The organism is Streptomyces sp. NPDC014861, from assembly GCF_043081625.1.
Taxonomy (GTDB): domain Bacteria; phylum Actinomycetota; class Actinomycetes; order Streptomycetales; family Streptomycetaceae; genus Streptomyces.
On record NZ_JBIBWV010000045.1, the window covers coordinates 1 to 11,804 of the forward strand.

The window sequence follows — 11,804 nt, forward strand, 5'->3', positions numbered from 1 at the left end:
GGGGGGGGGGGGTGCGGGGGGGGGGGGCGGGGGGGGGGGGGGGGGGTCCCGCCCCCCCGGGGGGCGGGCGGGGGGGGGGGGGGGGGGGGGCCCCCCCCGCCCGCCGCCCGGAGGGTGAGGACCATGGTGAGGCCCCCGCCGGGGGTGTCCTCCGCGCCGAGGGTGCCGCCCATGGCCTCCACGAAGCCGCGGGCGACGGCGAGTCCGAGGCCGACGCCGGAGCCGCGCGGGGCGTCGCCGAAGCGCTGGAAGGGCTCGAAGATGCCTTCCTTGGACTCGTCGGGGACGCCGGGGCCCCGGTCCACCACCCGGAGCTCGACGCGGTCGCCGAGGGCGCTGGCGGCGACGGTGACGGGGACGCCCTCGGGGCTGTACTTGACGGCGTTCTCGACGATGTTGGCGACGGCCCGTTCGAGGAGGCCCTTGTCGACCTCGACCATGGGCAGGGTCTCGGGGACGTCGGCCTCGGCGCTGCCCTCCGGGACGCCGCCCAGGGCCATGGGGACGACCTCGTCGAGGTCGACGGCGCGGATGAGCGGGGTGACGGTGCCGGTCTGGAGGCGGGACATGTCGAGGAGGTTGCCGACGAGGTGGTCGAGGCGGTCGGCGCCGGCCTCGATGCCTTCGAGGAGTTCGGCCCGGTCCTCCTCGGACCACTCGACGTCGTCGGAGCGCAGCGAGGTGACCGAGGCCTTGATGCCGGCGAGCGGGGTCCGCAGGTCGTGGCTGACGGCCGCGAGCAGCGAGGTGCGGATCTTGTTGCCCTCGGCGAGCTTGCGGGCCTCCTCGGCCTCGCCGACCAGCCGCTGCCGGTCCAGGACCACGGCCGCCTGCGCCGCGAACGCGCCCAGCACCCGCCGGTCCTCCGCCGGCAGCACCCGGCCGCTGAGCGCGAGCGCCAGATGGTCGCCGACCGGCATGTCGACCTCGGCGTCCTCGGGACGGGCGGCGGGGTGCGGGCCGACGGCGGCCGCCCGGTGCCAGGGTTCGGCGCCGTCGGCACGCTCCAGCAGGGCGACGGACTCCATGGAGAAGGTCTCCCGCACCCGTTCGAGGAGGGCTTCGAGGCTGGTCTCGCCGCGCAGCACGCTGCCGGCCAGATAGGAGAGCACCTCGGACTCGGCGCGCAGCCGGGCCGCCTGGTGGGTGCGGCGGGCGGCGAGGTCCACGACGGAGGCGACGGCCATGGCGACGCCGAAGAAGACCGCGATGGCGACGATGTTCAGCGGGTCGGCGATGGTGATGCGGTGGATCGGCGGGGTGAAGAACCAGTTGAGCAGCAGCGAGCCGGCGGCGGCCGAGGCGAGCGCCGGGAGGAAGCCGCCGAGCAGCGCCGCGGCGACGGTGAGCGCCAGGAAGAGCAGCATGTCGTTGGCGAGCCCGAGGTCCGCGTCGGTGTGGGTGAGGAGCAGGGCGAGGGCGACCGGTCCCGCGACGCCGACGAGCCAGCCGCCGATGATCCGGGAGCGGCCGAGGCGCGCGCCGCGGGCGACCGGGAGGCCCCGGCCCTTGGCGACCTCGCCGTGGGTGACGATGTGGACGTCGAGGTCGGGTCCGGACTCGCGGGCGACGGTCTGGCCGACGCCGGGGCCGAGGACGTACTGCCAGGTGCGGCGGCGGCTGGAGCCGAGGACGATCTGGGTGGCGTTCACCCCGCGGGCGAACTCCAGGAGCGCGTTCGGTATGTCGTCGCCGACGACGTGGTGGAAGGTGCCGCCCAGGTCCTCGACGAGGGTGCGCTGGACGGCCAGCTCCTTGGGCGAGGCGGCGGTGAGGCCGTCGCTGCGGGCTATGTAGACGGCGAGGACCTCGCCGCCCGCGCCCTTCTCGGCGAGCCGGGACGCGCGCCGTATCAGGGTGCGGCCCTCGGGTCCGCCGGTGAGGCCGACGACGATCCGCTCGCGGGCCTGCCAGGTGGAGCGGATGTTGTGCTCGCCCCGGTACTGGCGCAGGTACTCGTCGACCCGGTCGGCGGTCCACAGGAGGGCCAGTTCGCGCAGGGCGGTGAGGTTGCCGGGGCGGAAGTAGTTGGAGAGGGCCGCGTCGACCTTGTCGGGCTTGTAGATGTTGCCGTGCGCCATACGGCGGCGCAGGGCCTGCGGCGACATGTCGACCAGCTCGATCTGGTCGGCCCTGCGGACGACCTCGTCCGGGACCGTCTCGCGCTGCCGGACGCCGGTGATCGCCTCGACGACGTCACCGAGCGATTCGAGGTGCTGGATGTTGACGGTCGACACGACGTCGATACCGGCCGCGAGGAGCTCGGCCACGTCCTGCCAGCGCTTGGCGTTGCGGGAGCCCGGGACGTTGGTGTGGGCGAGTTCGTCGACGAGGGCGACGGCGGGCCGCCGGGCGAGGACGGCGTCCACGTCCATCTCGGTGAAGGCGGCGCCCCGGTGGTCCAGCTCGCGGCGGGGCACCTGCTCCAGGCCGTGCAGCAGCACCTCGGTGCGCGGCCGGTCGTGGTGCTCGACGAAGCCCACGACGCAGTCGGTGCCGCGCTCCACCCTGCGGTGGGCCTCGGCCAGCATCGCGTACGTCTTGCCGACGCCGGGAGCCGCACCGAGGTAGATCCGAAGCTTGCCACGTGCCATGGACCGACCATACGTCCGGCTGATCGGACATTCCGCACGTGGGGGAACACCCCGACGCGGTCTTGACGTGATTCTGATGCCCGCCGGAGCGCGACGGGGTGGCCTGGCCCCGGTGCACGGCGGGGGGCCTGGCCGGGGTGCCCTGTGACGGGGCGGGGGCGGTGCGCGGCGGGAGCCGTGGCCGGGGCGCGCGGCGGGGGCCTGGCCCGGGTGCCCTGGGGGGCGGGGCGGGGTGCGACGGAGGGGCCGGCGCGGTGCGCGGCGGGGCGCCGGGCTCAGGCCTCGGTCATCTCCCCGTCGCGGAGTTCGAGGACCCGGTCGGCGAGGCCGAGGAGCTGGTGGTCGTGGGTGGCGACGAGGGCGGTGCAGCCTTCGCTGCGGACGACGGCACGGAGGAGCTCCATCACGGCGAGGCCGGTCTCGGCGTCGAGCTGGCCGGTCGGCTCGTCGGCGATCAGCAGGGCCGGCTTGTTGGCGAGGGCGCGGGCGATGGCGACGCGCTGCTGCTGGCCGCCGGAGAGCTCGCCGGGGCGCTGGTCGGCGTGGTCGGCGAGGCCGACGAGGGCGAGCAGCAGGGCGACCCGCTCCTCTCGCTCGGCGGGGTCGGCCTTGCGCAGCCGGAGGGGGACGCCGACGTTCTCGGCGGCGGAGAGGATGGGCAGCAGGCCGAAGGACTGGAAGATGAAGCCGATCCGGTCCCGGCGGAGCTCCAGGAGGCCGTCCTCGCCGAGGGCGGAGAGGTCGGTGCCGTCGATGACGACCCGGCCGCCGTCGGCGCTGTCGAGGCCGCCGACGAGGTTGAGCAGGGTGGTCTTGCCGGAGCCGGAGCGGCCCTTGAGGGCGACGAGCTCGCCCCGGGGGATGTCGAAGGAGACGCCCTTGAGGGCCTGGACGGCGGCCTCGCCCTCGCCGAACGTCCGGCGCAGCCCCTCCACGCGGATCATCGGCTCCCGGGCGGGGTCCTCGACGACGGCCGTCGTGGACCGCGTGCTGTTCTCGCTCACCCTGCGCTCCCCCTCCTCGAACACCTGCACCAGCAAGTATGGTCGGCGCCCGCCTGCGAGACCAGAGCCCGGCACCCCGATCCGACCCCGATCTTCGGACGGCCGACCCCGGACACAGGACACCGGCACCTCCCGGAGGCCACATCGGGGAGGGAGAGCGGGGGCGAGACCGCCAGCGGCGACTCGGGACGGGTGCGAGGGGCTGGGGGTACGGGCCTGCGGCCGCCGGTCACCGCGCGCCCGGGGGAACGCCGGTGGGCCGCCGTCCGTACGTCGTGCGTACGGTCGGCGGCCCACCGGACCAAGGCTCCCGGAGCGTCCGGGGTCGCGTCAGCGGATCTCGGTGATCTCCGGACCGCGCTGGAGCTGGCCCATGCCGCCGGAGAAGCGGGACCCGGCCTGCTCCTCCTGCTGGACGCCGTCCGGCACCATCTGCGCGTCGTTCGGCAGCTTGAGGACGATCGGGTCGCGCGGGGCCATCGGGCCCTCGCCGCGGGTGACCACGGTGTCCCGGACGATCTGCTCCAGGAGGCCGGCGGCCTCGGGCTGGACCGCGCCCTGGCCGGAGATGACTCCGCGCAGGAACCAGCGCGGGCCGTCGACGCCGACGAAGCGCACGATCTGCACGCCGCGGTTGCCGTCAGGCAGCTGGACGGGGACCTGCGCGCGCAGCTCCCAGCCGAGGGGGCCCTCGACCTCGTCGATGGCGCCGCCCTGCTGGACGATGCCGGTGGCGATCTCCTCGCGGACCTCGCCCCAGATGCCTTCCTTCTTCGGCGCCGCGAACGCCTGGAGCTGCACGGCGCTGTCGCGCAGCACGATGGTCGCGGCGACGATCGCGTCGCCCGCCACCTCCACGCGGAGCTCCATGCCCTCGACTCCGGGCACGTAGAGGCCGCCGAGGTCGACGCGGCCCTCCTCGGGCTTGGCGACCTCGGAGATGTCCCAGGGACCGTCCGGCCGGGGTGCCGGCGGAAGGTTCGCCCTGCGCGGCTGGTCGGCCGCGTCGGCGGCGTCCTCGCCGGTCACCTCGTCGACGACCTGCTCGGCCTCGCCCGCCTCGTCGGCGGCACCGCTCTTCTTGCGACGTCCGAACACGTCACTGTCCTTCCCGGTCGGATACGACCGAAGCGTATCGATTCCCACCCGTCGTGCCGTCCACGGCGGCATGACCGCCGGTGGACCCGAAGCCCCCCTCGGCCCGCGCCGAGCCGGGAAGCTCCGCCACCTCGTGGAAGCGCACCTTCTCGACCTGCTGGACGACCAGTTGGGCAATCCGGTCGAACCGTTCGAACCTGACGCTCTCGCGCGGGTCGAGATTGACCACGATCACCTTGATCTCTCCACGGTACCCGGCATCCACCGTCCCCGGGGCATTCACGAGCGCGACTCCGCACCGGGCGGCCAGGCCGGACCGGGGGTGGACGAAGGCGGCGTAGCCGTCCGGGAGGGCGATCGAGACGCCGGTGGGCAGCACGGCGCGCTCGCCGGGGGCCAGGACGGCGGCCTCGGTGGTGACGAGGTCGGCGCCGGCGTCGCCGGGGTGGCCGTAGGCCGGGATCGGCACGTCGGGGTCCACCCGGCGGATCAGTACGTCGACGGGAGAGCGCATCAGGGGTTCACCTCGAAGGCGCGGGCGCGCCGGACCTGGTCGGGGTCGGACATGGCGGCCTGGATCTCCTCCGGCCGTCCGTTGTCGATGAAGTGCTCGACCTTGACCTCGACGAACATGGCGTCGGCCCGGACGGCGACGGGGCCGTCGGGGCCGCCGATGCGGCCGGTGGCGGTCGAGTAGATCTTGCGGCCGTGGACGGCGGTGACCTCGGCCTGGAGGTGGAGCACGGTGCCGACCGGCACGGGCCGGCGGAAGTCGGTCTCCAGGCGGCCGGTCACGGCGATGACGCGGAGCAGCCAGTTCAGGGAGCCGAGGGTCTCGTCGAGCGCGGTGGCCAGCACGCCGCCGTGGGCGAGCCCGGGGGCGCCCTGGTGGTCGGCGGTGACGGTGAACTCGGCGGTGACGGTCACGCCGTCGCCCGCGCGGGCCTCCAGGTGGAGGCCGTGGGGCTGTCCGCCGCCGCACCCGAAGCAGTGCCCGTAGTGCGAGCCGAGCGGCTCGCCGGGGGCGGGCGCGTCCGGGTGGCGGACCGGCGCCGCGGCGTCGGGCGGCGGGGTGAGGGCGGCAGATGTTGCAGTCACAGGCGCAGACCTTACCCGCGCGGCCGGGCGCCGGTCGCGCCGTGCCAAGCTTGGACGCATGCAGCCTTCCGCGCCCTCTCCGGTCCCCTCCCCCGAGTCCCCCGCCTCCCCGGCGGCGCCGCGCTTCGACGAGCGGCTGACCGTGCCCGGTTCGTGGTGGGCGATCGTGGTTCTGCTGGCGCTCTCGGGCGGTCTGGTGATGTTCCCGCTGGGGACGGTGCCGACGCTGGGCGGCGTGATCGCCGCGGGCGTGGCGGCCGGTGTGGCGGCGTCCTCGTACGGCTCGGCCCGGATCCGGGTCGTGGCCGGTTCGCTGGTGGCGGGCGAGGCCCGGGTGCCGGTGTCGGCGCTGGGGGCGGTCGAGGCGCTGGACGAGGAGGAGGCGCGCGCCTGGCGCACGCACAAGGCCGACCCGCGCGCCTTCATGCTGATGCGCAGCTATGTGCCGCGCGCGGTGCGGGTCGTCGTCACGGATCCGGCGGACCCGACCCCGTACCTGTACCTGTCGACGCGCGACCCGGAGGGTCTGGCGGCGGCGGTGGAGGCGGTGCGGGAGGAGGGCTGAGGCCCTCTCCGCGGCTTCCCCCGTCGGCGGCGTCCGTCCCGGGGCCGCGGCGGGCGGCCCGGGGCGGCTAGAAGCCCAGTTCCTTGGGGTTCTCGGGCTGCTCCAGGGGCGGGAGCTCCGCGAGCCTGTCCCAGGGGACCTGGCGCGCCTTGAGGTCCTTGCGGATGTGACCGGCGAGCTTCTTGGTGTCGCGGCGGTTCATGACCGCGCCGACGGCCGCGCCGACCATGAACGGGGTGAGGTTCGGCAGGTTGCGGACCATGCGCTTCATGATCTGCTGGCGCAGTTCGCGCTTGAGCTGCCCGCCGAGGGCCGCGTTGATCGTCGTGGGCTTGGTGGGGTCGATGCCCCGCTCCTCGGCCCAGGAGGTCAGGTAGGCGGCCGAGCGCTGGGGCAGGGTGCCGGGCGGCCGCAGGCCGTAGACCTCGTGGAGCTCGGCGATGAGCTTGAGCTCGATCGCGGCGACGCCGGTGATCTCCGCGGCCAGCTCGGCCGGCATGGCCGGCGGTACGGGGAGCATGGCGGCGGCGCCGATGCCCGCGCCGACGGTCGAGCTGGCGTTGGCGGCGCCGAAGACCAGTTTGTCGGCCAGCTCCTCGGGGCCGAGCCCGGGGAACTGCCTGCGCAGGGTCGCGAGGTCGCGGACGGGGACGCGCGGGGCCAGGTCGATCAGGCGGTCGGCCAGATAGCCGATGCCCGCCTTGGCTCCGTCGCCGCTCCGCTTCACGCCCTGCTTGACGCCTTCCACACTGCGGCGGACGGCGTCGATGCGCGCGGCGTCGATCTTGATGCGGTCGAGCTGCGCGCGTGCCGGGTTGGCCAGTCGCCTGACGGCGCCCAGCCTGCCGTGACCGCTCCCGTCACGGTCCTCGGGCACCTCGGGGTCCGAGGGGCCTTCGGGGTCCCGCTCCGCGGGGAGCGGTGCCTCGCCCTGTCCCGGGACGACGGCAGCTGCGAGCGAGGCCGTGGGGCCTCGCTCGTCGCCCGCCACGCCGAGGGAGGGCTGGGGGGCGGCCTGCGCGGCGTCGGGTGCCTCCTGGGCGCCCTCCGTCGGGCCTGTGCCGCCCTTGTACGTCCGGGGCTTCGAGGGAAGCCTCAGACGCCGCTTCCGGGACGGTGTGTCGCCTGCCACGGCCGCGCCTGACTCAGTCGCAGTCGCGGCAGATGGGCTGGCCGTTCTTCTCGCGCGCCAGCTGGCTGCGGTGGTGCACGAGGAAGCAGCTCATGCAGGTGAACTCGTCGGCCTGCTTGGGCAGGACCCGGACGGCCAGCTCTTCGTTCGAGAGATCGGCGCCCGGAAGTTCGAGGCCCTCGGCGGCCTCGAATTCGTCTACGTCGACCGTGGAGGTCGACTTGTCGTTCCGACGAGCCTTGAGCTCTTCGAGGCTGTCCGAGTCGACGTCGTCGTCGGTCTTGCGTGGGGTGTCGTAATCCGTTGCCATGTCGCTCTCCCCCTCTGGGTGGTTGCGGGTGTCTCAGCGCACGTAACGCGTGAGAGGTCGGACTTGTGCCCGACCTGAGGCGCAGATTTTGCCTCACATCAAGGTCTGTTACTCAATCGACACCCGTCCCGCGCTCTCACGAGTGATCGGGTACGAGTGGCGATGCGGACCGTACACGGTCCCCGGGCGACACGCGCGCGCCGCCACCCCGTGTACTTTCCGCCGCCCGACGCCCGGGAAACCCGGACTTTTCCGGGTTTTCCCCCGGAATTCACGGTCACGGAGTGCGATGCATCCGGCACTCGCGCTTGTGATCGATCACACATGACCGTCTCAGGACGGGGCTCCCGGAATTCCGCTCAAAGCGAACAGATCGGGCTTCGCCCCTGCAGTCTGTCAGATCGGCAGAGTGACACGCATCACCAGGCCACCGCCCTCGCGGGGCTCCGCGGAGATGCGTCCGCCGTGCGCCCGGGCCACCGAGCGCGCGATCGACAGTCCGAGACCGACGCCCTTGTCGCTGCCTGTCCGCTCCTGGCGGAGCCGGCGGAACGGCTCGAAGAGGTTGTCGACCTCGTACGCGGGGACCACCGGGCCCGTGTTCGACACCACCAGCACCGCCTGGCCGTGCTGGGCCTCGGTGGCGACCTCGACCCAGCCCCCTTCGGGGACGTTGTACCGCACGGCGTTCTGGAGCAGGTTGAGGGCGATCCGCTCCAGCAGGACGCCATTGCCCTGGACGACGGCCGGGGACCGCTCGCCGCGGATCTCCACGCCCTTCGCCCGGGCCTCCTCCAGCACCTGGTCCACGGCCCGCTCGGCGACCTCTGCCAGGTCGACGGACTTGCGCTCCACGATCTGGTTGTCGCTGCGGGCGAGCAGCAGCAGGCCCTCGACCAGCTGCTCGCTGCGCTCGTTGGTGGCCAGCAGGGTCTTGCCGAGCTGCTGGAGCTCCACCGGCGCCCCGGGGTCGGAGAGGTGGACCTCCAGCAGCGTGCGGTTGATCGCCAGCGGGGTGCGCAGCTCGTGCGAGGCGTTGGCGACGAAGCGCTGCTGGGCGGTGAAGGCCCGCTCCAGGCGCTCCAGCATCTCGTCGAAGGTGTCCGCGAGCTCCTTCAGCTCGTCGTCCGGCCCGTCCAGCTCGATCCGGCGGGCCAGGTCGGAGCCGGCCACCTGGCGGGCGGTGCGGGTGATCCGGCCCAGCGGCGAGAGCACCCGGCCGGCCATGGCGTAGCCGAAGGCGAAGGCGATGATGCTCAGCCCGAGCAGGGCGAAGAGCGAGCGGCGCAGGAGGTCTTCCAGGGCGCGGTCGGACTGCTGGCTCAGGCAGATGGAGACGGCGTGGTTGAACTGCTCGCCGGTGCCCTTGTCGGGCAGGTTGCACCAGGAGGTGGTGGGCTGGACCTCACCCGTGACGATCTTGAACGGAAGCTGGGCGGCGCTGTTGCTCAGCGCCTGCGCCGTGAAGAGGTAGATGATCGACAGCAGCAGGATGCCGGCGATCAGGAACATGCCGCCGTACAGCAGCGTGAGGCGTATCCGGATGGTCGGCCGGAGCAGCGGCCTGACCGGGTCCCGCGGATCCCAGGTGGGCTTCGGTGGCGCCTGCGGGTGCGGCGCCGGAGTCGCGGCCATCGGATCAGATCCGGTAGCCGGAGCCGGGCACGGTGACGATGACGGGCGGCTCGCCCAGCTTGCGGCGCAGGGTCATGACGGTGACCCGGACGACGTTGGTGAACGGGTCGGTGTTCTCGTCCCAGGCCTTCTCCAGGAGCTGCTCCGCCGAGACGACGGCGCCCTCGGAGCGCATCAGCACCTCCAGGACGGCGAACTCCTTGGGGGCGAGCTGGACCTCGCGGCCGTCCCGGAAGACCTCGCGGCGGTTGGGGTCGAGCTTGATGCCGGCGCGCTCCAGGACCGGCGGCAGCGCCACGGAGGTGCGCCGCCCGAGGGCGCGCACGCGCGCGGTGAGCTCGGTGAAGGCGAAGGGCTTGGGGAGGTAGTCGTCGGCGCCCAGCTCCAGGCCCTCGACCCGGTCGCTGACGTCGCCGGAGGCCGTGAGCATCAGGATGCGGGTGGGCATGCCCAGCTCGACGATCTTCCGGCAGACGTCGTCGCCGTGGACCAGCGGCAGGTCGCGGTCGAGGACGACGACGTCGTAGTCGTTGACCCCGACGCGCTCCAGGGCGGCGGCGCCGTCGTACACGACGTCGACGGCCATGGCCTCCCGGCGCAGTCCGGTGGCCACCGCATCGGCGAGCAGCTGCTCGTCCTCGACGACGAGTACGCGCACGTCGTTCTTCCTTCCTTCGGCGCTCCGGTCCGGGCGGACCGGCGGGCGTTTCTGAACACTGACTGTGCGTGTCCATCCTGCCCCGTACGCGCGTAAACCGGCTGTAAGGCGGCGGTCCGCGGAGGCCCGGCGGGCGGGGGCGCCGGCGAGGGCACGAAGAATTCACCTGAAGCGCGCGCCAGTTGAGGTTTCCGTGCGGGGAGGGGTGGGGAGGAGGTCTGCACACCCCGCGATCACGCCCTGTACGTGGCACGTCCACGGCGCTCTTCCGTCCCCCGGGAGCGGACGGTGCGTGATCGACCCACCCCCCGGCACTCCCCAGTGCCGCAGGACCCACGAGGAGGGACGCATGGACGCGTTCACCGCAGGGCTGCTGCACCGCATCAGGACCACGCAGTCGGACCTCACGCGGGCCCGTGAGACCGGCGACGAGTACCTCGCGGAGGTCGAGCAGGCCGAGCTGGAGGACCTGCACCGACTGGCCGCGGAGCACGGCGTGCAGGTCGCCCAGGTCTGCGCGCAGAGCGCCTGAGCGAGGGCGCTCCCCCGGGAGTGCCGCGACGGTGCCCCGGAGCCGGTCGGCTCCGGGGCACCGTCGTGTCGGGGGCCGGTCCCGGCCATGTCCACGGCGGGTTCTCCGCCGTGTCCGCGGCCGGTTCTCGGCCGTTTCAGGGGCCGGTTCTCGGCCGTGCCTGCGGCCGGGTTCTCGGCCGTTTCAGGGGCCGGTTCTCGGCCCTGCCTGCGGCCGGGTTCTCGGCCGTGCCTGCGGCCGTGTCGGGGCCGGTCTCAGTCGTGCCAGGCGCCGAGCCGGTCGAGCAGCTCCTGGAGGGGCCCGAAAAGGCCCTCGGGGGCCGCTACGGCCAGTTCGCCGGACTCGGGCAGCCCGGGGCGTCCGCCGGTGCGCGCGCCCGCCTCGCGGGCGATGAGGGCCCCCGCGGCGTGGTCCCAGGGGTTGAGGCCGCGCTCGTAGTACGCGTCGAGCCGGCCGGCCGCGACGTCGCACAGGTCGATGGCGGCCGAGCCGCCGCGCCGGATGTCCCTGACGAGCGGCAGGATCTCCCGTACGACCTCGGCCTGGTGGGCACGGCGGGCCTGCACGTAGCCGAAGCCGGTGCCGAGCAGGGCCTGGTCGAAGGGGGGCGCGGTGCGGACCGCGAGCCGGCGCTCGCCCAGGTGGGCGCCGCCGCCGAGGACGGCCCGGAAGGTCTCGCCGCGCAGCGGGGCCTCGACCACGCCGACGACGGTCTCGCCGTCGAGCTCGGCGGCGATGGAGACCGCCCACGACGGCAGGCCGTAGAGGTAGTTCACGGTGCCGTCGAGGGGGTCGATGATCCAGCGGACGCCGCTGGTGCCGGGAGTGGCGGCGCCCTCCTCGCCGAGCAGGCCGTCCTGGGGGCGGTGCTCGGCGAGGAAGCCGGTGATCAGCTTCTCGGCGGCGATGTCCATCTCGGTGACGACGTCGATGGCGCTGGTCTTGGTGGCGGCGACGGCCAGGTCCTCGGGCCGGCCGTCGCGCAGCAGGGCGCCGGCCCGCCGCGCGGCCTCCAGGGCCAGGTCGAGGAGCTCGGCGAGCAGGGGGGCGGGTGCGGGGGTCACGGCGTGGCTCCTCAGGCGTAGGGGCTGTCGGCGCCGGCGGCGGCGGGGCGTTCGGTGCGGGCGGGGCAGCAGCCGATGGGGCAGAGGTCGTGGGAGGGGCCGAGGGCGCCGAGG

The 11,804-nt window shown here is 73.9% G+C and carries 12 protein-coding genes; 2 read left to right on the plus strand and 10 right to left on the minus strand.

Annotated features, from left to right (window positions below; all coding sequences use genetic code 11):
• The 5 genes from ACF1BN_RS37660 to ACF1BN_RS37680 all read right to left on the minus strand — a co-directional run.
• On the minus strand, positions 1-2,594 hold a 2,594-nt coding region (locus tag ACF1BN_RS37660), incomplete at its 3' end, for an ATP-binding protein (RefSeq protein WP_392336114.1).
• 275 nt (positions 2,595-2,869) lie between these two features.
• A complete protein-coding gene (locus ACF1BN_RS37665) occupies positions 2,870-3,538 on the minus strand; it encodes an ABC transporter ATP-binding protein (protein WP_392336123.1) in 669 nt (222 codons plus the stop codon).
• Positions 3,539-3,928: 390 nt separating this feature from the next.
• Positions 3,929-4,696 (minus strand): DUF3710 domain-containing protein, encoded by a 768-nt coding sequence (locus ACF1BN_RS37670; protein ID WP_392336115.1) that lies wholly within the window; start codon positions 4,694-4,696, stop codon positions 3,929-3,931.
• Between the two features lies 1 nt (position 4,697).
• Positions 4,698-5,210, minus strand: coding sequence for a dUTP diphosphatase (gene dut / locus ACF1BN_RS37675; protein ID WP_360321778.1), 513 nt, complete (start codon positions 5,208-5,210; stop codon positions 4,698-4,700).
• Positions 5,210-5,794, minus strand: a complete 585-nt coding sequence (locus ACF1BN_RS37680; RefSeq protein ID WP_392336116.1) for a PaaI family thioesterase — start codon at positions 5,792-5,794, stop codon at positions 5,210-5,212. Before ACF1BN_RS37680 ends, dut begins: the two co-directional genes overlap by 1 nt.
• 58 nt (positions 5,795-5,852) lie before the next feature.
• On the opposite strand from ACF1BN_RS37680, the gene ACF1BN_RS37685 reads away from it, so the two are divergent.
• Entirely contained in the window at positions 5,853-6,359 is a 507-nt protein-coding gene (locus ACF1BN_RS37685; RefSeq protein WP_392336117.1) for a DUF3093 domain-containing protein, read from the plus strand.
• A gap of 67 nt (positions 6,360-6,426) precedes the next feature.
• Here ACF1BN_RS37685 and ACF1BN_RS37690 read toward each other — a convergent pair whose 3' ends face one another.
• The 4 genes from ACF1BN_RS37690 to ACF1BN_RS37705 all read right to left on the minus strand — a co-directional run bounded on the left by ACF1BN_RS37690 (position 6,427) and on the right by ACF1BN_RS37705 (position 10,094).
• Positions 6,427-7,491, minus strand: coding sequence for a hypothetical protein (locus ACF1BN_RS37690; RefSeq protein WP_392336118.1), 1,065 nt, complete (start codon positions 7,489-7,491; stop codon positions 6,427-6,429).
• A gap of 13 nt (positions 7,492-7,504) precedes the next feature.
• Entirely contained in the window at positions 7,505-7,801 is a 297-nt protein-coding gene (locus ACF1BN_RS37695; RefSeq protein ID WP_003955561.1) for a DUF4193 domain-containing protein, read from the minus strand.
• 396 nt (positions 7,802-8,197) lie between these two features.
• Positions 8,198-9,436: a sensor histidine kinase gene (locus ACF1BN_RS37700; RefSeq protein ID WP_392336119.1), complete on the minus strand. Its 1,239-nt coding sequence runs from the start codon at positions 9,434-9,436 to the stop codon at positions 8,198-8,200.
• Positions 9,437-9,440: 4 nt separating this feature from the next.
• Positions 9,441-10,094, minus strand: coding sequence for a response regulator transcription factor (locus ACF1BN_RS37705; RefSeq protein ID WP_392336120.1), 654 nt, complete (start codon positions 10,092-10,094; stop codon positions 9,441-9,443).
• 349 nt (positions 10,095-10,443) lie between these two features.
• On the opposite strand from ACF1BN_RS37705, the gene ACF1BN_RS37710 reads away from it, so the two are divergent.
• The gene (locus tag ACF1BN_RS37710) at positions 10,444-10,626 is read left to right on the plus strand and encodes a hypothetical protein (RefSeq protein ID WP_392336121.1); all 183 of its coding nucleotides are present in this window, start codon (positions 10,444-10,446) and stop codon (positions 10,624-10,626) included.
• Between the two features lie 254 nt (positions 10,627-10,880).
• On the opposite strand, the gene ACF1BN_RS37715 is transcribed toward ACF1BN_RS37710, so the two are convergent.
• The gene (locus ACF1BN_RS37715) at positions 10,881-11,690 is read right to left on the minus strand and encodes an inositol monophosphatase family protein (protein ID WP_392336122.1); all 810 of its coding nucleotides are present in this window, start codon (positions 11,688-11,690) and stop codon (positions 10,881-10,883) included.
• Between the last annotated feature and the right edge of the window lie 114 nt (positions 11,691-11,804).

Coding starts and splice junctions, on each gene's coding strand:
- ACF1BN_RS37665 (WP_392336123.1), bottom strand. CDS start 3,538: ATGATCCGCGTGGAGGGGCTGCGCCGGACGTTCGGCGAGGGCGAGGCC.
- dut (WP_360321778.1), bottom strand. CDS start 5,210: ATGCGCTCTCCCGTCGACGTACTGATCCGCCGGGTGGACCCCGACGTG.
- ACF1BN_RS37685 (WP_392336117.1), top strand. CDS start 5,853: ATGCAGCCTTCCGCGCCCTCTCCGGTCCCCTCCCCCGAGTCCCCCGCC.
- ACF1BN_RS37695 (WP_003955561.1), bottom strand. CDS start 7,801: ATGGCAACGGATTACGACACCCCACGCAAGACCGACGACGACGTCGAC.
- ACF1BN_RS37700 (WP_392336119.1), bottom strand. CDS start 9,436: ATGGCCGCGACTCCGGCGCCGCACCCGCAGGCGCCACCGAAGCCCACC.
- ACF1BN_RS37710 (WP_392336121.1), top strand. CDS start 10,444: ATGGACGCGTTCACCGCAGGGCTGCTGCACCGCATCAGGACCACGCAG.